The organism is Loktanella agnita, from assembly GCF_046640325.1.
Classification (GTDB): domain Bacteria; phylum Pseudomonadota; class Alphaproteobacteria; order Rhodobacterales; family Rhodobacteraceae; genus Yoonia; species Yoonia agnita.
Genome location: NZ_JBJMBF010000011.1, coordinates 1 through 24,530, shown reverse-complemented (window position 1 = coordinate 24,530; position 24,530 = coordinate 1). Strand labels below are relative to the sequence as shown.

The 24,530-nt window shown below is 57.2% G+C and carries 28 protein-coding genes, 1 tRNA gene and 1 riboswitch; of the genes, 22 read left to right on the top strand and 7 right to left on the bottom strand.

Annotated features, from left to right (window positions below):
- Nucleotides 1–11 precede the first annotated feature (11 nt).
- Entirely contained in the window at nucleotides 12–1,106 is a 1,095-nt protein-coding gene (locus ACJ5NV_RS13290; protein ID WP_411644420.1) for a FliM/FliN family flagellar motor switch protein, read from the top strand.
- Nucleotides 1,107–1,142: 36 nt separating this feature from the next.
- On the opposite strand, the gene ACJ5NV_RS13285 is transcribed toward ACJ5NV_RS13290, so the two are convergent.
- Complete coding sequence (locus tag ACJ5NV_RS13285) at nucleotides 1,143–1,568, bottom strand: protein tyrosine phosphatase family protein (protein ID WP_411644419.1); 426 nt, start codon at nucleotides 1,566–1,568, stop codon at nucleotides 1,143–1,145.
- Nucleotides 1,569–1,769: 201 nt separating this feature from the next.
- Here ACJ5NV_RS13285 and ACJ5NV_RS13280 point away from each other — a divergent pair, with 201 nt between their 5' ends.
- Nucleotides 1,770–2,087: an ArsR/SmtB family transcription factor gene (locus tag ACJ5NV_RS13280; RefSeq protein ID WP_411644417.1), complete on the top strand. Its 318-nt coding sequence runs from the start codon at nucleotides 1,770–1,772 to the stop codon at nucleotides 2,085–2,087.
- Between the two features lie 10 nt (nucleotides 2,088–2,097).
- Here the strand turns inward: ACJ5NV_RS13280 and ACJ5NV_RS13275 are convergent, their stop codons facing one another.
- Nucleotides 2,098–2,313: a hypothetical protein gene (locus ACJ5NV_RS13275; protein WP_411644415.1), complete on the bottom strand. Its 216-nt coding sequence runs from the start codon at nucleotides 2,311–2,313 to the stop codon at nucleotides 2,098–2,100.
- Nucleotides 2,314–2,423: 110 nt separating this feature from the next.
- Here ACJ5NV_RS13275 and ACJ5NV_RS13270 point away from each other — a divergent pair, with 110 nt between their 5' ends.
- Nucleotides 2,424–2,684 (top strand): DUF2312 domain-containing protein, encoded by a 261-nt coding sequence (locus ACJ5NV_RS13270; RefSeq protein ID WP_411644413.1) that lies wholly within the window; start codon nucleotides 2,424–2,426, stop codon nucleotides 2,682–2,684.
- Between the two features lie 249 nt (nucleotides 2,685–2,933).
- Nucleotides 2,934–3,884, top strand: coding sequence for an asparaginase (locus tag ACJ5NV_RS13265; protein WP_411644411.1), 951 nt, complete (start codon nucleotides 2,934–2,936; stop codon nucleotides 3,882–3,884).
- A 75-nt stretch (nucleotides 3,885–3,959) separates the two neighbouring features.
- On the opposite strand, the gene ACJ5NV_RS13260 is transcribed toward ACJ5NV_RS13265, so the two are convergent.
- Both ACJ5NV_RS13260 and ACJ5NV_RS13255 read right to left on the bottom strand, forming a co-directional pair.
- Entirely contained in the window at nucleotides 3,960–4,124 is a 165-nt protein-coding gene (locus ACJ5NV_RS13260) for a hypothetical protein (protein ID WP_411644409.1), read from the bottom strand.
- Between the two features lie 286 nt (nucleotides 4,125–4,410).
- Nucleotides 4,411–4,487 (bottom strand) — tRNA-Arg (locus ACJ5NV_RS13255).
- Nucleotides 4,488–4,701: 214 nt separating this feature from the next.
- Between ACJ5NV_RS13255 and ACJ5NV_RS13250 the strand changes: the two genes are divergently transcribed.
- Nucleotides 4,702–6,063 (top strand): FAD-dependent oxidoreductase, encoded by a 1,362-nt coding sequence (locus tag ACJ5NV_RS13250; RefSeq protein WP_411644407.1) that lies wholly within the window; start codon nucleotides 4,702–4,704, stop codon nucleotides 6,061–6,063.
- A gap of 337 nt (nucleotides 6,064–6,400) precedes the next feature.
- A complete protein-coding gene (locus ACJ5NV_RS13245) occupies nucleotides 6,401–6,547 on the top strand; it encodes a sortase B protein-sorting domain-containing protein (protein ID WP_411644405.1) in 147 nt (48 codons plus the stop codon).
- A 258-nt stretch (nucleotides 6,548–6,805) separates the two neighbouring features.
- Here the strand turns inward: ACJ5NV_RS13245 and ACJ5NV_RS13240 are convergent, their stop codons facing one another.
- Nucleotides 6,806–7,582, bottom strand: a complete 777-nt coding sequence (locus ACJ5NV_RS13240; RefSeq protein WP_411644403.1) for a hypothetical protein — start codon at nucleotides 7,580–7,582, stop codon at nucleotides 6,806–6,808.
- Nucleotides 7,583–8,187: 605 nt separating this feature from the next.
- Nucleotides 8,188–8,697, bottom strand: coding sequence for a bifunctional 3-hydroxydecanoyl-ACP dehydratase/trans-2-decenoyl-ACP isomerase (gene fabA, locus ACJ5NV_RS13235; protein ID WP_411644615.1), 510 nt, complete (start codon nucleotides 8,695–8,697; stop codon nucleotides 8,188–8,190).
- Nucleotides 8,698–8,846: 149 nt separating this feature from the next.
- On the opposite strand from fabA, the gene irr reads away from it, so the two are divergent.
- From irr to ACJ5NV_RS13220, 3 genes are all read left to right on the top strand, one after another.
- Nucleotides 8,847–9,263, top strand: a complete 417-nt coding sequence (irr, locus tag ACJ5NV_RS13230) for a Fur family transcriptional regulator Irr (RefSeq protein WP_411644401.1) — start codon at nucleotides 8,847–8,849, stop codon at nucleotides 9,261–9,263.
- Between the two features lie 80 nt (nucleotides 9,264–9,343).
- The gene (locus tag ACJ5NV_RS13225; RefSeq protein ID WP_411644399.1) at nucleotides 9,344–10,063 is read left to right on the top strand and encodes a hypothetical protein; all 720 of its coding nucleotides are present in this window, start codon (nucleotides 9,344–9,346) and stop codon (nucleotides 10,061–10,063) included.
- 80 nt (nucleotides 10,064–10,143) lie between these two features.
- Complete coding sequence (locus ACJ5NV_RS13220) at nucleotides 10,144–10,689, top strand: REP-associated tyrosine transposase (RefSeq protein ID WP_411644397.1); 546 nt, start codon at nucleotides 10,144–10,146, stop codon at nucleotides 10,687–10,689.
- Here the strand turns inward: ACJ5NV_RS13220 and ACJ5NV_RS13215 are convergent.
- Entirely contained in the window at nucleotides 10,628–11,479 is an 852-nt protein-coding gene (locus tag ACJ5NV_RS13215; protein ID WP_411644395.1) for a hypothetical protein, read from the bottom strand. The two genes, ACJ5NV_RS13220 and ACJ5NV_RS13215, sit on opposite strands and share 62 nt — an antisense overlap.
- 110 nt (nucleotides 11,480–11,589) lie before the next feature.
- Between ACJ5NV_RS13215 and miaB the strand changes: the two genes are divergently transcribed.
- The 13 genes from miaB to ACJ5NV_RS13150 all read left to right on the top strand — a co-directional run bounded on the left by miaB (nucleotide 11,590) and on the right by ACJ5NV_RS13150 (nucleotide 24,203).
- Entirely contained in the window at nucleotides 11,590–12,900 is a 1,311-nt protein-coding gene (gene miaB, locus ACJ5NV_RS13210; RefSeq protein ID WP_411644393.1) for a tRNA (N6-isopentenyl adenosine(37)-C2)-methylthiotransferase MiaB, read from the top strand.
- Nucleotides 12,901–13,075: 175 nt separating this feature from the next.
- Entirely contained in the window at nucleotides 13,076–14,080 is a 1,005-nt protein-coding gene (locus ACJ5NV_RS13205) for a PhoH family protein (RefSeq protein ID WP_411644391.1), read from the top strand.
- 73 nt (nucleotides 14,081–14,153) lie between these two features.
- Nucleotides 14,154–14,654, top strand: coding sequence for an rRNA maturation RNase YbeY (gene ybeY, locus ACJ5NV_RS13200; protein ID WP_411644390.1), 501 nt, complete (start codon nucleotides 14,154–14,156; stop codon nucleotides 14,652–14,654).
- 21 nt (nucleotides 14,655–14,675) lie between these two features.
- Complete coding sequence (locus ACJ5NV_RS13195) at nucleotides 14,676–15,554, top strand: CBS domain-containing protein (protein ID WP_411644388.1); 879 nt, start codon at nucleotides 14,676–14,678, stop codon at nucleotides 15,552–15,554.
- Complete coding sequence (lnt, locus tag ACJ5NV_RS13190; RefSeq protein WP_411644386.1) at nucleotides 15,555–17,045, top strand: apolipoprotein N-acyltransferase; 1,491 nt, start codon at nucleotides 15,555–15,557, stop codon at nucleotides 17,043–17,045. It begins immediately after the preceding gene.
- Nucleotides 17,046–17,078: 33 nt separating this feature from the next.
- A riboswitch (SAM-SAH riboswitch) is annotated at nucleotides 17,079–17,126 on the top strand.
- A gap of 6 nt (nucleotides 17,127–17,132) precedes the next feature.
- Nucleotides 17,133–18,314: a methionine adenosyltransferase gene (gene metK / locus ACJ5NV_RS13185; RefSeq protein WP_411644384.1), complete on the top strand. Its 1,182-nt coding sequence runs from the start codon at nucleotides 17,133–17,135 to the stop codon at nucleotides 18,312–18,314.
- Between the two features lie 189 nt (nucleotides 18,315–18,503).
- Complete coding sequence (locus tag ACJ5NV_RS13180) at nucleotides 18,504–19,301, top strand: DODA-type extradiol aromatic ring-opening family dioxygenase (protein ID WP_411644382.1); 798 nt, start codon at nucleotides 18,504–18,506, stop codon at nucleotides 19,299–19,301.
- A 49-nt stretch (nucleotides 19,302–19,350) separates the two neighbouring features.
- A complete protein-coding gene (gene trmB, locus ACJ5NV_RS13175) occupies nucleotides 19,351–20,073 on the top strand; it encodes a tRNA (guanosine(46)-N7)-methyltransferase TrmB (RefSeq protein ID WP_411644380.1) in 723 nt (240 codons plus the stop codon).
- A 72-nt stretch (nucleotides 20,074–20,145) separates the two neighbouring features.
- The gene (gene aroA, locus ACJ5NV_RS13170; protein WP_411644378.1) at nucleotides 20,146–21,498 is read left to right on the top strand and encodes a 3-phosphoshikimate 1-carboxyvinyltransferase; all 1,353 of its coding nucleotides are present in this window, start codon (nucleotides 20,146–20,148) and stop codon (nucleotides 21,496–21,498) included.
- A 246-nt stretch (nucleotides 21,499–21,744) separates the two neighbouring features.
- Nucleotides 21,745–22,164 (top strand): DNA helicase, encoded by a 420-nt coding sequence (locus tag ACJ5NV_RS13165; RefSeq protein ID WP_411644377.1) that lies wholly within the window; start codon nucleotides 21,745–21,747, stop codon nucleotides 22,162–22,164.
- The gene (locus tag ACJ5NV_RS13160) at nucleotides 22,106–22,459 is read left to right on the top strand and encodes a DnaB-like helicase C-terminal domain-containing protein (RefSeq protein WP_411644375.1); all 354 of its coding nucleotides are present in this window, start codon (nucleotides 22,106–22,108) and stop codon (nucleotides 22,457–22,459) included. The genes ACJ5NV_RS13165 and ACJ5NV_RS13160 overlap by 59 nt, the downstream gene beginning before the upstream one ends.
- 360 nt (nucleotides 22,460–22,819) lie before the next feature.
- A complete protein-coding gene (locus tag ACJ5NV_RS13155) occupies nucleotides 22,820–23,437 on the top strand; it encodes a (d)CMP kinase (RefSeq protein WP_411644374.1) in 618 nt (205 codons plus the stop codon).
- Nucleotides 23,438–23,576: 139 nt separating this feature from the next.
- Entirely contained in the window at nucleotides 23,577–24,203 is a 627-nt protein-coding gene (locus ACJ5NV_RS13150; RefSeq protein WP_411644372.1) for a CatA-like O-acetyltransferase, read from the top strand.
- Nucleotides 24,204–24,530: the final 327 nt, after the last annotated feature.

Sequence of the window (24,530 nt, the reverse complement as noted above, 5' to 3'; positions counted from 1 at the left end):
GTAGTGGGCAAATGACCGAGAATACGCATTCCTCTATCCTGCGGCGCATGACGGGCCAGCGGGCGACGGGGGCGGATGAAAATCCGCTCACATCTTCGCGCGCGCTACGTCTCGCGTTGACGAAGGCGGCGAATGATACGGTTGGCCTTGTGTTAACGGTGACAAGTATTGAAGAAAACGTGCAGCCACTGGATGAAATGCTGGCCGCGTTGAACGACAGCCTGATGTTGATCGAACTGCATAAGGACAGCGCGCTGATCGGGGTCGCAGCCTTTGACATGCAGTTGCGCGCTGCGATTCTGGAAATGCAAACTGTCGGCAGCCTTATCGGGGGCCCGGCTGATGAGCGGGCAGCCACGGGAACCGACAAGCAAATGTGCGAACCTGTTCTTGAAAATTTCCTGCAGGCTTTGCCTCAGGCGCTGCATGGGACCGAATTCGAAGGCTGGCTTGACGGAATTGGGATTGGAGCGCAATTCGCAAGCGCGCGGGCGGCAGGTCTGGTGCTGAACGATCAGGGGTACCGCACGTTGCGGCTGTCGGTTGATCTGGGGGTATCAGACCGGACGGGCATGATCCTGCTTTCCGTCCCGCCGGTGCCGCATCCGACCCATGGTCCTGCCCAGCCTGAAGAAGATGTCGATTGGGGTACACAGTTCCAAGCGGCGGTCTCTGACGCGCCCGCATCGCTAGAGGCCATATTGCACCGGTTTCACATACCCTTGGCGCAGGCGCGCAATCTGGCCGTGGGACAGATGATTCCATTGCCGGGCTGCACCGTCAGTTCAGTCCGTCTGATCACAGCTGATGGCGACAAGGTGGCAGAGGCTAAATTGGGGCAGGTGGGCGGTAAACGTGCGGTCCGTATCGAATCAGCGCCGATGCCACGGATGGGTGAACTTTCTGGGGCTACTATGGCCCCAACCGAGGAGGTTGGCCTGCCGGACACGTTGGCAATTGATTCAGGTGGGCTGATGGATACCCCGATGGATTTTGACGTTCAGACCGAGGAGGCAGAGCCTTTCATGGGTGGCGCAGATGCGGCCCCTGATGAGGGTTTTCCAATGATGGATATGGATAGCGTATCGCTAGGTGAAGACACTTAGGGCGTTGGCAAAGTTTAGATGCGGCGTGACGGGCGTTTATGCTTTCGACAGTGCGTCCAACTGGCCGCGCATGCCGCCCAGATCGTACCCGGCATCAGCCGTCGCGCTGATAATCGCATGGGTTTCCATCTGGCCTGCCTGTGCTAGCGACCATACGATTGACGACCGCGTGCCAGAGGCGCAATAGGCCAGTACCGGACCGGATGACCCTTCCATCGCTTGGCGCTGAAAGGCAACCATATCCATGTTTAAGGTCTGATGGGTCACAGGATTATTAACAAAGGTCAGCCCCGCCTGCTGCGTGGCGGCTTCAATCGCTGCAGCCTGATGGGGCGGTGGAACCTCTGCGTCTGGTCTGTTGCAGATGATTGTCGTGAACCCTGCGTCCTTGATGGCGGGCAGGTCCTCTGCGGTGATCTGCGGTGAGACGGCATAATCTGCTGTGATTTGTCTGATATCCATGTTGACCTTCTAGACGTCTGTTTGCCCTTGGTCCAGCGGGCATGTACCGCGCCCCTTTTGAGGCAGCGCCGCAAATGGTCATTTTCAATATTGCCGCGCGCGAAATTATATTAGGGTATCCCCACGCCGCTGAACGTTCTATGTTGGCTGGGACCAGGCGCGCGGGCGCGAGCGATAATCATTAGTTGGTGGAACACTGTCATGACTGACGTAATCGAAATCTCGCGCGAGCAGATGGATGCTGCCGCACTTGAAGCGGCCGAGATGCTCAAAACGTTATCCAACCCTGGTCGGCTGCGTATTCTCTGCGCGCTGGTTCCTGGCGAAATGACCGTTAATGAGCTTGAAGAGGCGATTGGCGCTAGCCAGCCTTATGTTTCGGGGCAATTGCTGCGGCTGCGGTCTGAAGGGCTTGTGACTCGCGAGCGGCATGGGCGCAGCATGCGCTACAGGGTGTCTGATCCGCGGGTGCGGCCGATCCTTGAACGTATTTACGAGGTTTTCTGCCCGCAGGCGTAATGGACAGGGTTTAGCCCAGCATCACCCCGATGATCACGGCCATCAGGCCGATCATCGACACGAAGAGCGCGCCAAGATTGATCGGCAGAATGTGGGAAATGCGTGCGCGTAATTCCTCATCCGACAGGCCTGCACGGCGCGCGCGGCTCACGGCGATCAGGCTATAGATGATGCCCACAAGCCCTAGGGCCGTGAGTGCTGCGCCTATCCAGATCACGATATCCATCTATCCCTCCGAAGGTTTCGGCTGCCCTAGCGCGGGGTGGACGGCTTCGCAAGGGTTGCGGGCGGACGGGACTACAGCTAGGGAAAGGCACGCCTGCGAGGAGAGCTTTGATGAACGATTCCGTGACCGATACAGCATCCACCGCCGCCGCTCAGGAGTTGCGGCAGTTTGTTGAACGTTTTGAACGGCTTGAGGCTGAAAAGAAGGATATCGCAGACGCCCAGAAAGAGGTGCTTGCCGAAGCCAAAGGGCGCGGTTACGACACCAAAGTGTTGCGTAAGGTCATTGCGATCCGCAAACGCGACGCCAATGATCTTGCCGAAGAAGAAGCTGTGCTGGAAATGTACAAGGCCGCGCTGGGAATGGCTTAGGTCTGATCCTATGGCTTGATGGTGGGTTTTGTTGTTTGGAATGAAACATCGTCGGGCGGGAGCGCTACGTCTCAGACCGTGACGCCGTTGAGCGGGTAGGCATAATTTGCCCAGTGTCCCCTACGTACACTGGTATCCAGCCGGTTTTTGTCGCCTGAATTTGTTTTTCTGTGCCTGCGTGCACCGTAGCGGCGCGATACGTAGGCCACCCAGATTGTTTGCCGCAAAAACACAGGGTGCAGAGACACAATGCGTATACTTCTTGTCCACACGGGCGGCACGATTGGCATGTGTGATACGCCAAACGGTTTTGCCCCGATGGCGGGTGTTGTCGAAGATGCGGTGCAAAGCTTGATCGCTTCGGGAGAGTGCGCGGCAGATGTGATGATCCACACGCTCGAACCGTTGATTGATAGTGCGCAAGCCACGCCTGCGGATTGGATCAGGGTTGCGCAATGTATTCACGACGCCTCTGACGCTAGTAATGGCGTCGTTGTGACCCATGGGACGGATACGCTGGCCTATACGGCGGGGGCGCTCTGCCTGCTGTTGGCGGGGCTAGATAAACCCGTGATCGTGACCGGTGCGATGCTTCCCCTGACGGTAGCGGGCAGCGACGGTCTGGGCAATCTGCGCGCTGCGCTGGATGCTGCTGGGGCTAGTAAACCCGGGGTTTGGGTCCAATTTGCGGGTCGGCTTTTGCATGGGGCTCGCGTGCGCAAATCCCATTCCAGCGCGTTTGACGCCTTTGCGGCTGAAACAAGTGAGGTTGCCCCACTTTTCGCCGCAGATCATGCTGGTCTGAATGCGCTGTCACCACAAAAGGTCGGTGTTTTCTCGGTCACACCGGGGCCATGCACAGATGTTCTGGCGTTTGCCGTCGATCACTGTGACGGCTTGGTGTTGCGCTGTTACGGGTCCGGGACCGCGCCGGATACACTAGAGATGCGGGCGGCGCTGGGGCGGGCCCGGCAACGCAAAATTCCGGTCATTGCTGTCAGCCAATGCCCCGAAGGCGGCATGAAACTTGGCACCTATGCCGCTGGTCAGGTGATGCGGGATAATAACGTGGTCGACGGGCGCGATATGACGCCGGAAATGGCTTATGTCAAAATGCAGGTCGCCTTGTCCTTGCACAGCACCTATCAGGCGCGCTGCGATTTTCTGGTGCAGAACCAAGTGGGAGAGTTCGGTCTGTGACGTTGTAGCTTGACGCAAAACGGCCCGACAGAGCTGTCGGACCGCGCAGTGGTTGGCAAATTGATGGTCAGCCTGTCAGCTAAGTGTTGGCATGGTGAACTCAGGATCGCTTCGCTGACCGCCGGGCCAACGGGTCGTCGTGGTTTTGATCCGTGTGTAGAACCGCACGCCTTCCATCCCCTGCATGTGGTGTTCGCCAAAGATCGAAGACTTCCAGCCACCAAATGAATGGTAGGCCATTGGCGCAGGGGTCGCACGTTGATCGCGATCATGCCGACTTCGACGTCTTGGTTAAAGCTGCGTGCGGTGACATCACATCGCGTAGAGCGCTTCATGCCTGGCTGAAAAGACTATGGGCAATCTACTTGCGTGAAGTTGCCCAGCCTACTCTGGCCTCCTTGCGGAGATAGATTTATCATACATATAAATTGGTTAATGTAATTTTCCGCCTGAATCCAGATTTGTATTTGCCCCGAGAATCAAGATTTTGCGCATGCTTCCGCTTTTTGTAGCTCTCTTCTGAAAATGGCGCCCACGGGAGGACTCGAACCCCCAACAGCCCGATTAGAAGTCGGATATTCTATCCAGTTGAATTACGTGGGCGAACTTTGCCATCATCTATCCAAGTTCCGACTGGTGTCAACCGGATGAGCAGAAACGCGGTGTCGAGGTGGGATACGGAAACGTCTTAAATCACTCTTGTATCAGGCGCTCATGTCCTTTTTACCCACTCTATCGAAATATGAGTCCCAAGATCGCGAGACGGACGAACTGTTTCCGGCGTGGCAAAACCCTGGGCGAGAGAAAGACAAATCCCATGACATCCATTACAGAGCCCGCGCGCCAGACCCCGGTGATCCATGAAACTGACGTGCTTGTCGTTGGATCTGGTCCGGGTGGTCTGGCGGCTGCTTTGGCTGCCGCGCGTTGCGGTGCTGATGTGACACTACTCGAACGGTTCGGCTGCTTTGGCGGCAACATCACCGTCGTCGGGGTGGAGGGGTTTGCGTGGTATCGTCATGAGGCCACGGTTGAGGCGGGCGGCATCGGCTGGGAATTCGAAGAACGGGCCAAAGCGATGGGCGCTGCGGTACCTGAAAGCCAGTCGCTGAGTTATGAGTTGGACAGCGAAGGCTTCAAACTGGTCGCCGATGCCTTGGTGGAAGAGGCAGGCATTCACCCCATGCTGCACCGCCAATTTGTCGCCCCGATTATGGAGGGCAAAACGATCAAAGGCGTGATCGTTGAATCCAAGGCAGGGCGCGAGGCGATCCTCGCCAAACGTGTGATCGACGCCACCGGTGATGCAGATGTGGCCCATCGCGCCGGTGCCCCCACGGTGAAAACACCTGTCGAAGACATGCAAGCAGCCAGTGTTATGTTTCATTTGGCAGGTGTCGACAAACAGGCGTTCTTGTCTGGCGTGCAAGACGATCCGCAAACTTATAAGGATTGGTCGTCCGGTGAGTGGCAGGTCGAAACCGATGGCAAAGAGGATGACATGTTCTCGCCGTTTCTGGGCAAACCTTTTGAGCTTGCGATCAAAAACGGCATCATTCCGGCCCATCTTAATACTATTGGCGGAACTTGGGGCGCGCTTCATGACAGTGGAGAGCTGACATATATGAACCTTGTGCATCTGGCAGGCTGCGACGGCACCGACCCAGACAGCATGACCAAGTTTGAGATCGAGGGCCGGCGTCAGGCGATGCATGCTATCGACGCCCTACGTCAGTATACGGCCGGGTGTGCTGATGCGCGGTTGCGTAATTTCGGGATGTCGATTGGGATCCGCGATACGCGCAAACTTGATGCAGTATACAATATGACCGAAGCCGATGTGCGCGGCGAGGCCCGCTTTGACGACTCAATCGGGATCTACCCTGAATTCATCGACGGCTACGGCGTGCTGATCATTCCGACGACGGGCCGCTACATGCATATCCCCTACCGTACCTTGCTTCCCAAAGATGTCTACAATCTGATCATTGCCGGGCGCGCCATCGGAGGCGACCGGATCGCCCATGCGGCCACCCGCAACATGGCATGTTGTGCCGTGACGGGCCAAGGTGCCGGTGTCGCGGCAGCCCTTTCGGTGCAGAACAAATGTGGTTTCGATGAGGTTGAAATGGCTGCGATGCAGGATGTTCTGACCTCACAAGGTGTCCGGATCGCTTGAGTGGTGAGGCGCATTTGAGGACATGAACTGTAAGAAACCGGCTGACGCTGAGCGCGACTTTCACGTCTGTCACCTGATAGGTCGCCGCGCCACCCGCTGCGACGTTCCTGATTGCAGCCCCCATGATAATGTCGGCAATAACCCGTGCTGTAACAGCATATCCCGTTTGCAGCGCTCAAAGTTGCCTTGCGGCTGCGCCTCTTGCCGAATTTCAGTCAGAGCGCATGCCGTAATATCTTGCGATGCGGTTAATTGCTCATTGGCGCAGGCGTCCCGTAAAAACCACGAGTGCCCACCGATCCGGTCAGGATTTGGCGTGTTGCCACCGCAATAGCCAGTGGCGTTTAAGCAACCGGAAATACATGAGGTCCCTAGGCACAACGCCGTACCAAAGTTTAACCCCAAAACGTCCAGTGCAAGCCAGATAGGTTTGTTCATGGTACTCCCCAACCCGCGGCGCGAATATTGGCCATTTTCGCATTAATTTCATGAAATATACCATGATCAAGACATTTGCGGTTGTTCAAAGCGGCCCGAGGAAGCCTTCGGCGACGCTCGCGAAAGATCCGCTTCGAGCCCAGTCTTGCCAGATTGCTATCATGCAGCGAATGACAGCTGTTGTAGTTTCGGCTCAGCAACTAGTAAAAGCCATAGAGGTGAAGGCGGCATTGTGTCGTTTGCATTGATACATGCTGTATATTCGTAAAACCTTCCGCAAATTGGAACTCGATCAGATCGTGCTTTACCTACGCCACCATGTTTGGCTTTGGAAATGCATGGCCGGTTTGACTGTGCGAAACACGTTGAAGCGGCTGCTGTTTCCCATGAACTGGATGACAAAGCGGCCATGGTGGACGCTGCTATCAAAAATCAGATGATCGGGGTTTTCCGGGTCGATTTCAGCTGCATCTAGATATTCATCAAACCAATTCTGCCAGTCCGTCGGCACGAGCGGAGAGAGAAGCGCGTCTTCGGCACTGACGGGCGTTCCATCTGGGTATAAAAATCCTTCTGGTCGGCTGTAGTTGTCCATGGAAACACTGTAGAATGACGCTGCCCCTTCTGGTGCTCGCGGGTCCCAGACGATCATAGAATGATCGCCTGACAAATAGAAGAAGACCACCCGCAGGCGATCATACCACGCGCGGAGCTCGGTTCCGGGGGCTGGCAAGTGCTCAGGCTCTAGTGTTTCATAAATCAGGTGTTCCGAAAGGCTGGGCCAGTCAAAAGGCTGCGTCCCCTTGGACCTTTGGTTCATCGGTCCAATGTAATCATCGTTATCCAATATTACGCGACGATCGACGAAGGCGCCCATTTCTTGCGGAATTGACGCGCCAGCGCTGTTTGCCGCATCATTCAAAATTTGATCCACCGACAGATCTCCCGGGAGTTCTATACGCCGCAATCGAAACTTGTCGTTGATGTCCGGGACACGTGCGAGAATACCCGCATGATAAGCATCAATGCGGTCACCGAAGTCCACTGTTCGGTCGCGCAAGACCCGTGTGAACGGTGCCATGTCGAAGGTCTTCAACGTATTGCTGAACCGACCACTGATCGCGTCTCCGGTAATACTCCCCGAAATCTCGAGAGTTCCGTTATTTGAGATCGAAAGGGAGCAGTTTGAATCGACAGGGTCGCTGCTTGATTCTGTAACCTCAATTTTTGTTTCACAGAGCGTTTGACCGTTCTGGCTGACCTGCAATTAAGCGAATAGGGTGGGATTGCTTCAACGAATATAGGCGTTTCGGCCTCAGCGACTGATGCGATCATTATTGCTCCGAATAACGAGTAAATAGTGATGTAAATGCTTTTTCTTGCGATCTGCACATGGTGAGAATTTCACTTTCGGCCACACCTTGCAACTAATACCGGAGCCTATTTCACTGTTCCCACACTTAGCATCGGTTCCAATACCGGATATGGTGTCGAGCAATGTGAACGTTCTCTTTCGTCCGCACAGCAGACATTTGCACAACACGCGGCAAAGTTTGTTTGCGCCTGTTGTGTGTCAAATGTTCCCCATGTTGTATTCAGGGTCCATAGGAAATCGGCTGACGCTCGGTATTACGGCTTGGGTGGAAGCCCCGGCTCTTGCCAAGGCTTCCTGTCCGCGCGGCTCTTTTAGCTTTCGCTGAGCGCGACTTTCATATCGGTGACCTGATAGATCACCTCGCCATCCGCCTCGACGATTCCGTTGGCGACGCCCATAGTCAAGCGGCGGGTTTGGATCGCTTTGGTGAAGTCGATCTTATAGGTCAGCATTTTGCGGTCGGGTCGGACCATGCCGGTGAGTTTGACCTCGCCCACACCCAGCGCATAACCGCGTCCTTGCCAGCCACGCCAGCCCAGATTGAAGCCGGTCAGCTGCCACAAGCCATCCAGCCCCAGACAACCCGGCATGATCGGGTTGCCGGGAAAGTGGCAGTCAAAGAACCACAGATCGGGGGTGATATCGAACTCTGCGACAACATGTCCTTTGCCGTGTTCCCCGCCATCGCCCGAGATATCGGTGATCCGGTCCATCATCAGCATCGGAGGCGCGGGAAGCTGCGCATTTCCGGGGCCGAAAAGCTCGCCCCGTGCACATTTCAAGAGCGCATCTTTATCGAAACTTGTCGGATAATCCGCCATATTGCTGGTCTCATTCTTGTCTGCTGCGTCCACTGACCTGTACCACTCAGACCTTCGCGAGGGCAAGTAGACCCGCACCTGAACCATTTTCATTTGATAATGTGGGGTATCTTCCCATATGAATAGGGGGAGGCAGCACAAGAGCGACCATGACTGATATCGTGACAGAACGCAGCGCAAATTGGCTTTCAGGGGCCGGGCTTCGGCCAACCCGTCAGCGGATGACACTGGCCAGCCTTCTGGTCGGGGACGGACACGACCGCCATGTGACGGCGGAAAGCCTGTTTGACGCGGCATCCCACGCGGGCGAAAAAGTGTCGCTGGCCACTGTATACAATACGCTTCGTGCGTTTTGCGAGGTTGGCTTGATGCGCGAAATCACGGTGGATGGATCGAAAAGCTATTTCGATACCAACATGACGGATCATCCGCATTTCTATTGGGAAGACAGCGCCAAGCTGACGGATGCCCCGGCCGAAGATCTTAAGATCAGCCGCTTGCCTGATGCACCTGAAGGCGCCGAAATCGCGTCGGTCGACGTCGTGATCCGGCTGCGCCGGAAGTAGGTAAACCCCGCACGTCTTGCATTAGTGCATTGTTTTGCGCAATATTTTGCTGATTGAGTTTGATATTGTGAGACAGTGTTATGCCTGAAGATCACCACAGGGATATGGTGCTTTCCTATCATCACGTACGCACAGCGCTTGGCATCCTTGGCATGGCGCTGCCGCTCTTTTTATTGATCGGCGGGCTGTTGGAACAGCATCGGATTGAACCTTCGATCAGCGATTTTTATCACACGCTTTATCGGGATATCTTTGTCGGCACGCTATGCGCGATCGGTGTCTTTCTGATCTGCTATCGTGGTTATGGCCGCCGTCCGGGTGATGTGATCAATGATGATTGGTTGGGGACCATCGCCGGCACCTCGGCCTTTGGTGTTGCACTTTTCCCGAACGAAAGCCCGACTGCCCAGATCGCGACAATGACGCAGAACATTGTGGGAATCGGGACCAGCCCGTTGTTTCACTATGCCAGCGCGTTGATTTTTTTCACCTGTCTGGCGATCTTTTGTCTTAGTAAGTTTGCACGCACTGCCAAAACCGTGCGACGCCGTGTCTATCAGGGCTGTGGCTGGATCATTCTGGCGTGCCTGATTGGAATCGCGCTGGCGTCATGGCTGAAAATCCACGGCACTGGCGCGGGGCAGGCGGCGGTGATGCGCTATAATCTGGTTTTCTGGTTCGAGGCGGTGGGCATCTGGGCCTTTGGTCTGTCATGGTTGGTGAAGGGCAAGGCGGATCAGGCCTTCATCCGGATGGCCAAGAGGTTGCCGATTGATCAAGACGACAGGGTTCATTCCTGACGGGGTGGTGGATCAGGATCCACCTTACGCTTTGACTTCTGTTTACGCGTAATTAACCTTGTCTGCGCAGTCTTTACGGTATGTCCAATTATCTGCGCCGCCGCATCGAGGGCGGGACCTATTTCTTCACTGTCCGCTTACAGGACCTGCGTGCAGATTTGCTGACTGCGCGCATCGATCTTCTGCGCAGTGTCACCCGGCTCTGTATGAAACGCTGGCCGTTTCAGATTGCGGGGGCGGTGATCCTGCCCAGCAAGCTGCATATGATCTGGATCTTGCCTGAGGGGGACGCAGATTATTCCAAGCGTTGGCGCATGATCAAATCGACCTTCTCGCGCCATGTGCCGCCTCCAGATGATCGCCCTGAAAGTCATCGCAAGCGTGTCGAAAAGGGGATCTGGCAACGCCGCTTCTGGGAGCATGCGATTCGGGATCAGAATGATTTCGCGCTGCACATGCATTTGATTGCAGCTGCACCGGTGCATGCCGGTCTGGTGAAGCGCCCCGCAGATTGGCCATTCTCATCATTGCAACGCCGTAAGGTGGGTCTTGACCCACCCATCGTCAGAACCACTGCCCAGGTTCCATCAGACCCAGATCTAACAATTGCTGCGAATGCCAATTGAATGGGACCGCGTTCTGCCAGTGGAAGCTATCGATCTGGTGGCGGCTGCCCGGATTTCGCCGCAGTGCCTTGGCCGTGCGAAAGGAACAGACCGCAGCGGTTAGGTTGTTGTGCCAAGGGCAGGCATAGGTGTTGTGCTCGGCGATGTTAAAGCTTCGGTCGGGAAGCATCTGCAGCCCCGGTACAGCCCGAAACAGTGAGACCCGGTCGATCCGGCGCCGTGTGATTGGGATATGTTCCTCGAACCGCCAGCGCAGACCGCCGAAAAAATCCATTTGCCGCTCCAACGCCGCACCTGTGTCATCCGTGCGCGCTAGCGCATAATACCCTGACCGATCAAGGTAGGCGTCGTTTCGGGATACGCCATCATCTGCCGCGTTCAGATCAGCAGCATAAAGATCGACCACATAGGTCAGGATCACATCCCGCCGCTCTTCCACGGTGAATGCAATCATCTCGCCCACGCTGCGGTGCTCGCAGAAAGGAAAATAAAGGTATTCCGCGTTGTAGCAGTAATGAAACCATATGCCGGGTGCGACGGCGATCAGCGCGTTGACGATATCCGGCAGTGCATTGTTTGATAGCACATCATAGTCAACACGGGTCGTGCCGTCAGGCAGGGCAATCTCAGGCGCGCAAAACGTGATCACCTGCGCAAAGCCTATCGATCTCAGCCGGGTCAGGGTGCTCTCTAACTCCACCGAATCATCTGCCAGCATCAATGCGACCGGGCCCTTGGACAGGGTGGTCTTGCGGTCGGCGATCAGGGCGGAGAGTGTGGAATAGTGCATCGGGCCGATATCTTGGGTCGTCTGGCAAACTCTGCGAATTTCGCGCGCATTGCAAGCATCACGCTCTCCCGTTAGAAGGCGCAGGTCCTTCCCGTTCGAAAGCTGTCCTCATGTCCGCGTCCAAAAAGCTGTTTATCAAGACCTATGGCTGTCAGATGAATGTCTATGACAGCGAACGCATGGCCGAGGCGCTGGGCGGCAAAGGCTATGTGGAAACGCGAAGCCCCGATGATGCGGATATGATCCTGCTGAACACCTGTCACATCCGCGAAAAGGCGGCGGAAAAGGTATACTCCGAGCTGGGTCGCTACAAAGATTTGAAGGCGGAAAAGCCTGACCTGAAAATCGGCGTGGCCGGTTGTGTGGCGCAGGCCGAAGGTGAAGAGATCATGCGCCGCCAGCCGCTGGTTGATCTTGTGGTTGGCCCCCAAAGCTATCACCGGCTGCCCGCGATGGAAGACGCGGTGCGCGGCGGGGCCAAGGCGCTCGACACTGATTTCCCCGAGGACGATAAGTTTGATACCCTGAAAAAGCGGTCGAAAGCCAAGCGCGGACCGACCGCCTTCCTGACTGTGCAGGAAGGCTGCGATAAATTCTGTGCCTTTTGCGTGGTGCCTTATACGCGCGGGTCCGAAGTGTCGCGACCCGCCGACCGGGTCTTGCGCGAGGCGCGCGAACTGGTCGAGGCCGGGGTCAAGGAACTGACCCTGCTGGGTCAGAACGTGAATGCCTATCATGGGCATGAACAGGGGCTGGCGGGGCTGATCTGGGAGCTGGACAGGATCGACGGGCTGGAGCGTATCCGCTTTACGACCTCGCACCCCAATGACATGGATGATGCGCTGATCGCAGCGCATGGCACATGCGCAAAACTGATGCCCTATCTGCATTTGCCGGTGCAATCCGGATCTGATCGCATTCTCAAGGCGATGAACCGCAAACATACGGCTGAAAGCTATATCCGCTTGATCGAACAGATTCGCGCGGCACGGCCTGATTTGCTGCTGTCGGGGGATTTCATTGTGGGCTTCCCCGGTGAAACGGAAGCGGATTTTGAGGACACGATGGCCTTGGTGCGCGAGGTTCACTACGGGCAAGCATATTCCTTCAAGTATTCTACCCGCCCCGGCACCCCGGCGGCGGAAAAACCGCAATTGCCCGATGAGGTGATGAATGATCGCCTGCAACGGCTACAGGCGCTCTTGCGGGAACAGCAGCAGGCCAGCCAGGCGTCAATGGTGGGGCGCGAGGTGAAGGTGTTGTTTGAAAAGCAGGGGCGCGAGGCGGGCCAGCTCATCGGAAAGTCCGAATACCTACACGCGGTCTATGCCGACGCCCCGGTCGAGTTACTTGGTCAGGTCCGCTCTGTCCGGGTGGTTGCGAACAGCCCGAACTCTTTGAAGGGTGAGCTTTACGTTTGATTCAATCCCTGATGCAGGAATTGGCGACAAATCCTCGGTGAGGATTTGATTTCAGACTTTCTGTGAAAGTCTGATGGCCGATAACCTGTCATTTCTGTGACATTTGCGTCTGATCTCTTGCACCTTGCGATTGGAATGGCCACCATATCAATATCTAGACTCAAAGGAGAGTTGATTGGCTACCGGTGCCCTGACCCCATCCGCTGACGCTGTCACCGAATCCCTTTTGGAATTCCCCGACAATTTTCTGTTGATTGATCTATGCGGTGAGTATGACCGCAATCTTACCACCATAGAAGACAAGTTGAGCGTCCAGATCGTGCGGCGCGGCAACCAGCTTGCTGTGCTGGGCGAGGACGGACCGCGCCAAGACGCGATGCAGGTGTTGCAATCCCTTTACTCCCGGCTTGAGGCTGGCCGCGCGCTAGAGCCCGGCGATATCGACCGCGAGCTGCGAATGGGCCCCGCGCCAGTGCCGACTGGTCCCGCCGATCAGATTGAGCTTTTCAAGACTGATACAGCGCGGGTGGAAATCAAAACCCGCAAAAAACTGGTTGAGCCGCGGACCGACGCGCAAAAGGCCTATGTGAAGGCGTTGTTCGACAATGAGCTTGCCTTTGGCATTGGCCCCGCCGGGACCGGTAAGACCTATCTGGCCGTGGCCGTGGGTGTGAACATGCTGATCAGCGGCCATGTGGACAAGATAATCTTGTCGCGCCCGGCTGTCGAAGCGGGTGAAAAGCTGGGCTATCTGCCCGGTGACATGAAAGACAAGGTCGACCCTTACATGCAGCCGCTTTATGACGCGCTGAATGATTTTCTGCCGGGCAAGCAGGCGGCCAAGATGATGGAAGAAAAGGTGATCGAGATCGCGCCGCTGGCCTTTATGCGCGGGCGCACATTGTCGAACGCCTTTGTTGTGCTGGACGAAGCGCAGAACGCGACCACGATGCAGATGAAGATGTTCCTGACCCGCCTTGGTGAAGGCTCGCGCATGGTGATCACGGGCGACCGCACGCAGATTGATTTGCCGCGCGGGGTGAATTCGGGACTATGGGATGCCGAACGGCTGCTCAAGAACATCTCGAAGATCAGCTTTAACTATTTCACGTCCAAGGATGTGGTCCGCCACCCGCTGGTCGCCGCGATTATCGAGGCCTACGAAAAGGACAGCACCTGATGACGCGGAACGGTTTTGCGTTTTGTGCCAGAAACAGACGTTTGTCTGGGGATTTCAGTTTGGCCCGGCTCTGTTGACCGTTGAACTTCAGATCGAAGACCCGCGCTGGACAGAGATTGCCGGATTGGCACAGACAGCGACGGATGCCACGCTGGACTGGCTGGGGCTGGAGCCTTCGGTGTTTGAAGTCAGCCTGCTCGCCTGCGATGATGCGCGGATTGCTGATCTGAATGCCGATTTCCGGGGCAAGCCTGCGCCGACAAATGTGCTCAGCTGGCCATCGGACGAGCGCGCGGCGGCAGTGGACGGCGAAATGCCGCTGCCCCCGGAACCTGGACCGGATAGCGAGCTGGGCGATATCGCCATTGCCTATGACACCTGCGCCCGCGAAGCCGCAGAACAAGGCAAATCGCTGACCGATCACACGCTTCATTTACTCATTCATGGAACGCTGCATCTGCTGGGTTTCGATCACGAACGTGCGCGCGATGCCAGTTTGATGGAAGGGTTAGAGACAGAGATACTTGGCAAACTGGGTCTTTCTGACCCATATAAGGATGAACCGGGCGATTAGGCCCTATCAGGTAAGGGAACAATGGGCGATACCGACGACGGGCCATCTATAGCAGCGCAAGGCGCGCAGCTGGATGAGGCAACAGTAAAACAGGGCTTTTTCGCCCGTATACGCAGCGCTTTCCAGCCGGAGGGTGAAGCGGAAACGGATGCGGCAACGCCCGGCGATTCGCCCATACCCGCCACTCAGATGCTTGGGATGCTCAACCTGCGACGCAAGCGGGTGGAGGATGTTTCCATTCCCAAGGCCGATATCGTGGCCGTGGCCGTGAGCATCACGCGCGATGAATTGGTGCGGGTCTTTCGTGAATCTGGTTTGACCCGGCTGCCGGTCTATGACGGCACGCTGGATACCCCGATCGGGATTGTGAACCTCAAGGATTTTGCGCTGCGCCACGGGTTCAACGGCAGCACGCCGGAACTGGACCTGCGCGGCATGGTCCGTCCGCTGATCTATGTCCCGCCCTCGATGCCACTCGGGGTGTTGTTGCAAAAGATGCAGGCAGAGCGCATCCACATGGCGCTGGTTATTGATGAATATGGCGGCACCGACGGTCTTGTCACGATTGAGGATGTGATCGAACAGGTCGTGGGCGAAATTGAGGATGAGCATGATATCGAAGAGGTCAAAAGCTGGGTGATGGAAAAGCCGGGCTGCTATCTGGCTCAGGCCCGGACCGAGTTGGTGGATTTCGAAGCCGAAATCGGTATGAACCTGACCGAACATGATGAAATCGACGAGGAAGAAATCGACACGCTGGGCGGGCTGGTCACGATGCTGGCAGGCCATCTGCCTGCGCGTGGCGAGGTGATTGTGCATCCCGACGGCCCCGAATTCGAAGTTGTCGATGCTGACCCGCGCCGGATCAAGCGGCTTCGCGTCAGGTTGTCGGCTCACTGAATGGCTGACCGCCTCGCGCGATTTGCGGTCTTGCCCGCCGCAGTTCGTCTGCTGATCGCGGCGCTTGCCGGGGCGGTGGGTGCGTTGGGGCAGGCACCTTTTGGCATTTGGCCTGCGACACTGGCTGCGCTGGCGGTTGCGATGCTGATCCATGCCAGCGCCTACAATGCAAGGCAGGCTGCGCTGATGGCCTGGGGTTTTGGCATCGGTTATTTCGGGCTGGCACTGCACTGGATTGTTGAGCCCTTTCTGGTTGATATCACCCGCCACGGCTGGATGGCCCCCTTTGCGCTGATCCTGATGGCAGGCGGTGCGGCGCTGTTCTGGGCGCTGGCAGCCTATCTGGCCGCTCGGATGCGCCCCGGCAGCGCGCTGCTTTTCGGGTTGGCGCTGGTTTGGGCTGAAATCACGCGTTCGCTGATTTTCACCGGTTTTCCCTGGGCGCTTTTGGGACATGTCTGGATTGGAACTGACATGGCACAATGGGCCGCATTTGGCGGGCCGCATCTGCTGAGCCTGATTACCGCCATCAGCGCATGGTCACTTGTCTTGCTGTATCGCCGCCGCTGGCTGGCCGGGGGCGGACTTGTGCTGGCGCTGTTTGTGGCGGGATTCGCCCTGCGGGCTCCGATGACAGAGGCGGCAGAGGATGCGCCGGTGATCCGGCTGGTCCAGCCAAATGCGCCACAGCATCAGAAGTGGGACCCGGCGTTCCGGCAGTTGTTCATGGATCGGATGGTGGTGATGACCGCCGCGGAAGAGGTTCCTGATCTGGTCGTCTGGCCAGAGACGGCGATCCCCTCACTTTTGAACTACATCGAAGCGGACATGCAACCGCTTGCCGATGCGGCGCGCGGCGCGCCGTTGGTTTTTGGCATCCAGCGCCGCGATGATGTTGGACGCTTCTATAACAGCCTTGTGGTGATGGATGGGGTGGGGGGTGTGCATGCGCTTTATGACAAGCAGCATCTGGTGCCCTTTGGCGAATATATTCCCGGTGGGGCCGTTGCCGAACGGCTGGGCCTGCGGGGTTTGGCGGCACAGATGGGTGGCTTCACCCCGGGCCACGCACCCGGTCCGGTGGATCTGCCTGGGATCGGGCAGGCGGTGCCGCTGATCTGCTACGAAGGTATCTTTGCAGAGGAAATCACCCGCGGTGACGACCCGCAATTGCTGCTGTTGATCACCAATGACGCATGGTTTGGCCGGGCCGCGGGCCCTTATCAACATCTGGCGCAGGCGCGCTTGCGGGCTATCGAACAAGGGCTGCCTATGGTTCGGGTTGCCAATACCGGTGTCAGCGCGATGATTGATCCTTGGGGGCAGATCGTTGCAGATCTGCCGCTGGGCATTGATGGTTTCATCGACGTGCCACTGCCCGCACCACGCATGGAAACATATTATGTCCGCTGGGGCGACGGGCCGGTCTTCGGCCTTATGACATTGTTGACCTTGCTGTGCTTTGCTGTCGCACGCCGCAATAGCGATTGACCTGCACAGCGGCAGCACCTACACCTGTCGCCAATGCTGTCACAACGGCTTCCTGACGTGACAGTCAATTTCAATGGAGCACTCCCCATGTCACGACAAGACTATATTTTTACCTCGGAATCCGTGTCCGAGGGTCACCCCGATAAAGTGTGTGACCGTATCTCGGATGCTATTCTGGATGCCCTGCTGGCCGAAGAGCCAGAGGCGCGCGTTGCCTGTGAAACCTTTGCGACCACCAATCGGGTCGTCATCGGCGGAGAGGTCGGTCTTTCCGATCAAAGCAAGCTGCGCGAATATATGGAAAGCGTGGATGCGATCACGCGGGCCTGCATCAAGGATATCGGCTACGAGCAGGACAAATTTCATCACGAAACATGTGAAATTACCAATCTGTTGCATGAACAATCCGCCCATATTGCACAGGGTGTGGATGCCAGTGCTGACAAGGACGAAGGTGCTGGCGATCAGGGTATCATGTTCGGGTATGCCACGACCGAAACCGACACGTTGATGCCCGCGCCGATCCAATACGCCCACGCGATCCTGCGTCGTCTGGCAGAAGTGCGTAAATCCGGGCAGGAACCCACCCTGCGCCCCGATGCGAAAAGCCAGGTTTCCCTGCGTTATGCGAATGGCAAACCGGTCGAGGTGACATCAATTGTGCTGTCCACCCAACACAGCGATGCCAGCCAGACCAGCGCCGATATCCGGGCGATTGTCGAACCTTATATCCAAGAGGTTCTGCCGCAGGGCTTCATCACGCCCAACACCGTCTGGCATGTGAACCCAACCGGTAAGTTTGTGATCGGCGGCCCTGATGGCGATGCAGGCCTGACCGGGCGCAAGATCATCGTGGACACCTATGGCGGTGCGGCCCCTCATGGCGGGGGCGCGTTTTCTGGCAAGGACCCAACCAAGGTGGACCGCTCTGCCGCATATGCTTCGCGCTATCTGGCGAAAAACGTGGTTGCCGCTGGCATGGCCGAACGCTGCACAATCCAGCTGAGCTATGCGATTGGTGTGGCGAAGCCGCTGTCGATCTATGCGGATACCCACGGCACCGGCGAGGTGTCCCCGGCGGATATCGAAAAGGCCATCGCGCAGGTCATGGACCTGACCCCGCGTGGCATTCGCAGCCATCTGCAACTGAACAGGCCGATCTATGAACGGACGGCGGCCTATGGTCATTTTGGGCGCCAGCCTGATGCGGATGGCGGTTTCAGCTGGGAACGCACAGATCTGGTGGATGCGCTGAAATCAGCGGTCTGATCCAACCCATCGAAAATTTAGACCGGTGCCCTGGCAACAGGGCACCGGTTTTTTTGTTTCCTGCATACGTGTTTTGTGCGCGGATGAACTGACGCTCTGAAAATTTCGGGAATAGGATGCGTCGCTGCTGACCCTTACATTGCGTTTGTATCGGGCCGCATCCTGCCCGCACGGAACGGAGCGACGGCAATGGCAAATAAACTTCCAACCTATTTTATCTCGCACGGCGGCGGACCATGGCCTTGGGTCCCGCAAATGCGCGAGATATTCGCCAATCTTGAACGCTCTTTCGTTGAGATGGTGGATGACCTGCCTCAAAAGCCGAAAGCGGTGCTGATGATTTCGGGCCATTGGGAGGCTGAGATGGTGCAAGTCATGGCCTCTCCCCAGCCACCGATGGTCTATGACTACGGCGGGTTTCCGGCACATACCTACAGCGTCGTCTACCCATCCCCCGGCGCACCGGAGATTGCGGAAAAGGCACTGAATTTGCTAAAGGATGCCGAAATTGCGGTAGAACTGAACGTAACGCAAGGCTACGACCACGGGACATTTGTGCCCATGGCGATCATGTACCCGCAGGCGAATGTGCCGCTGTTCCAAATATCACTACAAGCATCCTATGATCCTGCGACCCATCTTGCGATGGGCCGGGCGCTGGCACCCCTGCGGGACGAAGGCGTGCTGATCGTCGGTTCTGGCCTCAGCTATCATAACCTGCGCCTGTTCGGTCCCGAGGCGCGTGAGCCGTCGGACGGTTTTGATGCTTGGCTGCATGATGCGCTGATGCAGGAGCCGGATGCGCGTACAGCCGCGATGATCGACTGGGAAAGCGCACCCTACGCACGGGTCAGCCACAAGCAAGAGGATCACCTTGTTCCGATCTTCGTTGCACTTGGCGCGGCAGAGGGTGAGGCGGCGACGATGATCTATCATGAAAAAGGCCTATTTGGCGGGGTAACTGCGTCCAGCTATCGGTTCGGATGACCACTGGCAGGGATTGCCCTGCACGTCCCGCCGGGCTATGCCGCTGCCGATGAAAAACACGCCAAAGCATCAAGGCGCCCCGTGGCGCAATTTCTATGGCAGGCTCAAGGGCAAATCCCTGCGGCCTGCGCAAGAAAAATATCTGGACGAAGATTTGGCGCAGCTGTCGCCCGGTGCGGTCGATTGGAATGAAAACCCTGATCGCACGCCGCTGGATGTGGATGCGCTGTTCGGGGGCAAACCGCTTTGGCTGGAAATCGGCTTTGGCGGCGGCGAACATTTTGTGCATATGGCCAAAACCTATTCGGATATCGGGCTGATCGGTTGCGAGCCTTATATCAATGGGGTTGCCATGCTCTTGGGCAAGATCCGACAGGCAGGGGTGGATAACCTGCGTGTTCATCCCGGTGATGCGCGTGACTTGTTTGACGTACTGCCTGCTGGGTCGGTCAGCAAGGTTTTCCTCAATTATCCCGACCCTTGGCCCAAAAAGAGACATCACCGCCGCCGCTTTGTAACGCCAGAGCATCTGGAACCGCTGTCTCAGGTCATGGCACCGGGGGCGGAGCTGCGGGTGGCCACCGATATCAAAGATTACGTGCGCCAAACCTTGGAACAGGTGCCCCGCCACGGATTTGAATGGCTGGCAGAGCGCCCGCAGGACTGGCGCGATCCGTGGGGTGACTGGCTCTCTACACGGTACGAGCAAAAGGCCCTACGCGAAGGCCGGACACCGCATTATCTGACATTCCGCAAACACGCCGCCGGGTAAAACGTCCGGCAGTGATGGACGCTGCATTCCCCCTGCGCTATGACCTGCCGGAAACTTGCAGGAGGCGCATTTATGTCCGGTCACGGCACCCCCATCCCCATGACATCCCGCCCCTGCGGCCCGCTGAGCGGCGTGGCTGATGTGCCGGGGGATAAGTCAATTTCGCACCGATCCTTGATCCTTGGTGCGCTTTGCGTGGGCGAGACCCGCATCACCGGATTGTTAGAGGGCGAAGATGTGCTTGATACGGCCAAGGCGATGCGTGCGTTCGGCGCGACGGTCACCGATCACGGTGGCGGCGAATGGTCTGTGCAGGGCGTCGGTGTGGGCGGCTTTGCAGAGCCGGATCAGGTGATTGACTGTGGAAACTCCGGCACCGGCGTGCGCCTGATCATGGGCGCGATGGCGACCTGCCCGATCTCGGTGACGTTTACTGGCGATGCATCCTTGAATGGCCGCCCGATGGGGCGGGTGACGGACCCGCTCGCGTTGTTTGGCACGCAGGCCGTGGGCCGGGCAGGGGGGCGGTTGCCGATGACGCTGGTGGGTGCAGCAGAGCCTGTGCCGGTGCGCTACACGGTGCCCGTGCCCTCGGCGCAGGTGAAATCAGCGGTGCTGCTGGCCGGCCTGAACGCGCCGGGCCAGACCGTTGTGATCGAAAAAGAAGCGACCCGTGACCATACCGAACGGATGCTGCAAGGCTTTGGTGCGGAACTGAGTGTGGCCGAAACGGAAGAGGGCCGGGTGATCACCCTGAACGGCCAGCCAGAGCTGCAACCGCAAACCATCGTCGTCCCGCGCGATCCGTCATCAGCCGCGTTTCCGGTTTGTGCGGCGATCATTACGCCGGGGTCTGACGTGCTGGTGCCCAATATCGGGCTGAACCCGACCCGCGCGGGGCTGTTTGAAACGCTGCAAGAGATGGGCGCGGATCTGACGTTTGAGAATATGCGCGAAGAGGGGGGCGAACCTGTGGCCGATCTGCGCGCGAAATTCTCGCCTGATTTGAAAGGGATCGCTGTCCCACCCGCGCGCGCGGCGAGCATGATTGACGAATATCCGGTGCTATCGGTCGTCGCCGCCTTTGCCGAAGGCGTGACCGATATGCAGGGCGTGAAGGAGCTGCGGGTCAAAGAGAGCGACCGGATCGACGCGATGGCCAAGGGGCTGCGCGCCGCTGGCGTGGGTGTTGATGAAGGACCTGATTGGTGGAAAGTCACCGGGCTGGGCCATGGCAATGTGCCGGGCGGTGTCACTGCGGAAAGCCAGTTAGACCACCGGATCGCCATGGCCTTTATGGTGATGGGGATGGCGACGCAGAAGCCGATGTCTGTCGATGACGGATCGCCGATCGCAACGTCCTTTCCGATTTTCGAGCCGCTGATGGCGGGATTGGGCGCGCAGATCGTGCGGGCGAATAGCTAGGGCTAGATGGGGCGGCTCATGACTGGAAAGAGCCCAACCTGCTCATTTGTCAGCATGCAGCGAATGACAGAAATCGAATTGAGTATTTCCAGCGATCCGGATAGCGTTCAGATGTGGCCTTGCTCGGGCCTCCCCCCTCCACTGGGTCAGCATTTGACATGCGGAGCGACACGATTTCGGACCTATCCTGTTCGAGCATACGCATAAGGAGGGATTGCGGAGACCGCTCGCAAAAGGAGGTTCACGATGAGACTATCATCGCCAATCTACATGCTTAAGCGCCAAGCCAAGCGGCTGGCACGCGAAAAGGGCATCAAGCTCCACGAGGCTCTCAACTGGATTGCCATCAACGAAGGCTTCAAGGACTGGAGCCACTTGGCGACCAGCTACTCCAAAACCACGCCAGCCTATGAAATCTTGAGCCAGCTCAATCCAAGCGATATAATGCTGATCGGTGCGCGCCCCGGTCATGGCAAAACCTTTCTTGGATTGGAGCTGACTGCATTGGCAGCGAAGAACAATCGCACAGGCTACGTTTTCTCATTGGACTACAATGAAGCGGATGTCTGGAAGCGGTTTGAAGGACTCGGTTTCGATCCAAAGGAACATGGCCGTTCAGTCGTCGTTGATACTTCGGACGATATCTGCGCAGCGCAATATCATTGAAAGCGTCAGCAACTCGCGAGGTCAAGCACTTGTCGTTGTCGACTACCTGCAGCTTCTGGATCAAAAACGCAGCAATCCTCCGCTCGAAGAACAAGTCCGGGCGCTGAAGGGATTTGCCATCGAATGCGGAGCGGTTGTGGTTCTGATCTCCCAGATCGACCGCGCTTTTGAGCTATCGTCGAGCAACATGCCAACCCTTGCGGACATCCGTTTGCCAAACCCTGTCGATCTATCGCTTTTCGACAAAAAATGTTTCCTACATGACGGCCAAATCCAGATGGAGGTGGCGACATAGTGCCTAGCTGGATTCCTTTGCGGACGTTCGTCGAAGGTCCGCAAAGCCGATCTCACTGATCGTTGACATTTAACTTACCCTGCTGATGGGTTGGCAACACGGCGACTGGCCCAAGATTAGCATTTCGTCTGTTCGGCCAACCCAACGCCTGTTCAGTCTGGGTATCGACCCAAGAAACGCGGCGACGCTTTGTCCGGGCCTGTGGCGCCGCCTCAGCGCAAGCCCGTCCGGCAGCAGATTTTCGCGTGGAATGCGGCTGTCGATGGATGTATGCGGGGGGAGAAGCGTGATGCGCATGGGTGATCCTTTATCGGTTTGCTCTAAATATCTGGCACATTGGCAGTTTTTAAGGAGCATATCGTGGCATTCACCGTGGCGATTGATGGCCCTGCAGCGGCGGGGAAGGGTACGATTTCAAAGGCCGTGGCGGCGCATTTTGGCTTTGCGCATCTTGATACCGGGTTACTTTACCGTGCGGTGGGTGCGCAGGTGCTGGCGGGCGGTGATCCGGTGACTGTGGCGCGTGCGTTGAATCCGGCGGATCTGGAGCATGACAATCTGCGCACGCCAGCGGTGGCGCAGGCGGCGAGTGAAGTGGCTGTGATTGCGGATGTCCGCAGTGCGCTTGTTGACTTTCAACGTAAATTCGCCGCGCGTGACGGCGGTGCGGTGCTGGATGGCCGCGATATTGGGACGGTGATTTGCCCCGATGCACAAGCCAAATTATTCATCACCGCCAGCGCCGAATGCCGGGCCGAACGGCGCTATAAAGAACTAACAGGCAAAGGACTTAGCATTACATTGGCGCAGGTTCTGGAAGACGTAAAAGCCCGCGATGCCCGTGACAGCAGCCGCGCGACTGCACCGCTGATTGCGGCGGCGGATGCCGCGCTGATTGATACCTCTGATCTGAGCATTGCGGCGGCGGTTGCCCGCGCTGTGGCGGCGGTTGAAGCGGCGCAAATACGCGTCGGATAAGCGTCGGACTTCCATCGGACCGCAAAGTGCGGTGCGATCCGGGCGCGTTAACCTGTTCCCGCTAAAGTGCTGCGCCGTTTCCCCGTGCACCGAATTGCCATAGGGTCGCCTTGACAATCACACAGAAAGAGCAGGGCGCATGGCTGAGCATATCGTCGATCAATCGCAATGGCCGCGTGCCGATCTGTTCCGCTTTTTCCGGGGCTACCAAAAGCCGCATTATGCGGTGACATCGCGTTTGAATGTGACCCGTCTGATGCACCGGAAAGCGGAGGGCGTGTCGGCGTACCGTGGCTGTCTTTATGCGATCGGGGCGGGGGTCCATGCCGTGCCGGAATTATGCATGCGGTTTCGCGGCGATATGGTCATCCACCACGATGCAATCGCGATTTCAATGACCGTCCCCACGCAAGCGGGTAGTTTCGGCTATGCCTACCTGCCATATACGGCGGATTTTGATACTTTCGATGCCGCCGCGCGGGCAGAGATCGACGATGTGGCAAGCGGGCGGCCGTTTGATCCGAATAACGGCGGGCGGGATGATTTGGCTTATCTGTCTTGCCTGCCTTGGCTTGATTACACATCAATCAACAACGCGCTGCCGGGACCGGATGATTGCATACCGCGCGTGTCGTGGGGCAAGATTGTTGATCACGGTGACCATGCGGATATGGCAATGACGCTGGAGGTGCACCACGCGCTGGTTGACGGAGCGCATGTGGGGCAGTTTTTTGCGGCGGTGCAGGCGGCGCTGGACCGGATTTAAAGGTTAGTGGCATACCTTTGCGAAATTTCAACTAATGAGAGAATTTCCACCTCATGAACGGCGCTTCGTGTTGCCGCAATTTGGAGACAACTCTTATATTTCAAATGATCGCAAATCATCTCGGTAATAGAATAACTTTTTAAACACCACAAATTTGAGTTGCGTTGAGTTAAGTTATTTCAACTCAGAACTTATTGAACGCCGTAGAGAAGCAGTTTCTTGCTGATATTAGTATTCTATTAATGTTTGGTTCGTCCGGTGATTTCAACGGATCGCTGCAACACATGCGTTGAACCGTTCTGCTGGTGTTTCGTATCCCAGCGTTTT

Bases quoted from the DNA above. Each gene is read 5' to 3' on its own strand.
- ACJ5NV_RS13290 (WP_411644420.1), top strand. From the start codon at position 12: ATGACCGAGAATACGCATTCCTCTATCCTGCGGCGCATGACGGGCCAG.
- ACJ5NV_RS13285 (WP_411644419.1), bottom strand. From the start codon at position 1,568: ATGGATATCAGACAAATCACAGCAGATTATGCCGTCTCACCGCAGATC.
- ACJ5NV_RS13280 (WP_411644417.1), top strand. From the start codon at position 1,770: ATGACTGACGTAATCGAAATCTCGCGCGAGCAGATGGATGCTGCCGCA.
- ACJ5NV_RS13275 (WP_411644415.1), bottom strand. From the start codon at position 2,313: ATGGATATCGTGATCTGGATAGGCGCAGCACTCACGGCCCTAGGGCTT.
- ACJ5NV_RS13270 (WP_411644413.1), top strand. From the start codon at position 2,424: ATGAACGATTCCGTGACCGATACAGCATCCACCGCCGCCGCTCAGGAG.
- ACJ5NV_RS13265 (WP_411644411.1), top strand. From the start codon at position 2,934: ATGCGTATACTTCTTGTCCACACGGGCGGCACGATTGGCATGTGTGAT.
- ACJ5NV_RS13260 (WP_411644409.1), bottom strand. From the start codon at position 4,124: ATGGCCTACCATTCATTTGGTGGCTGGAAGTCTTCGATCTTTGGCGAA.
- ACJ5NV_RS13250 (WP_411644407.1), top strand. From the start codon at position 4,702: ATGACATCCATTACAGAGCCCGCGCGCCAGACCCCGGTGATCCATGAA.
- ACJ5NV_RS13240 (WP_411644403.1), bottom strand. From the start codon at position 7,582: ATGGCACCGTTCACACGGGTCTTGCGCGACCGAACAGTGGACTTCGGT.
- fabA (WP_411644615.1), bottom strand. From the start codon at position 8,697: ATGGCGGATTATCCGACAAGTTTCGATAAAGATGCGCTCTTGAAATGT.
- irr (WP_411644401.1), top strand. From the start codon at position 8,847: ATGACTGATATCGTGACAGAACGCAGCGCAAATTGGCTTTCAGGGGCC.
- ACJ5NV_RS13225 (WP_411644399.1), top strand. From the start codon at position 9,344: ATGCCTGAAGATCACCACAGGGATATGGTGCTTTCCTATCATCACGTA.
- ACJ5NV_RS13220 (WP_411644397.1), top strand. From the start codon at position 10,144: ATGTCCAATTATCTGCGCCGCCGCATCGAGGGCGGGACCTATTTCTTC.
- ACJ5NV_RS13215 (WP_411644395.1), bottom strand. From the start codon at position 11,479: ATGCACTATTCCACACTCTCCGCCCTGATCGCCGACCGCAAGACCACC.
- miaB (WP_411644393.1), top strand. From the start codon at position 11,590: ATGTCCGCGTCCAAAAAGCTGTTTATCAAGACCTATGGCTGTCAGATG.
- ACJ5NV_RS13195 (WP_411644388.1), top strand. From the start codon at position 14,676: ATGGGCGATACCGACGACGGGCCATCTATAGCAGCGCAAGGCGCGCAG.
- lnt (WP_411644386.1), top strand. From the start codon at position 15,555: ATGGCTGACCGCCTCGCGCGATTTGCGGTCTTGCCCGCCGCAGTTCGT.
- metK (WP_411644384.1), top strand. From the start codon at position 17,133: ATGTCACGACAAGACTATATTTTTACCTCGGAATCCGTGTCCGAGGGT.
- ACJ5NV_RS13180 (WP_411644382.1), top strand. From the start codon at position 18,504: ATGGCAAATAAACTTCCAACCTATTTTATCTCGCACGGCGGCGGACCA.
- trmB (WP_411644380.1), top strand. From the start codon at position 19,351: ATGAAAAACACGCCAAAGCATCAAGGCGCCCCGTGGCGCAATTTCTAT.
- aroA (WP_411644378.1), top strand. From the start codon at position 20,146: ATGTCCGGTCACGGCACCCCCATCCCCATGACATCCCGCCCCTGCGGC.
- ACJ5NV_RS13165 (WP_411644377.1), top strand. From the start codon at position 21,745: ATGAGACTATCATCGCCAATCTACATGCTTAAGCGCCAAGCCAAGCGG.
- ACJ5NV_RS13160 (WP_411644375.1), top strand. From the start codon at position 22,106: ATGGCCGTTCAGTCGTCGTTGATACTTCGGACGATATCTGCGCAGCGC.
- ACJ5NV_RS13150 (WP_411644372.1), top strand. From the start codon at position 23,577: ATGGCTGAGCATATCGTCGATCAATCGCAATGGCCGCGTGCCGATCTG.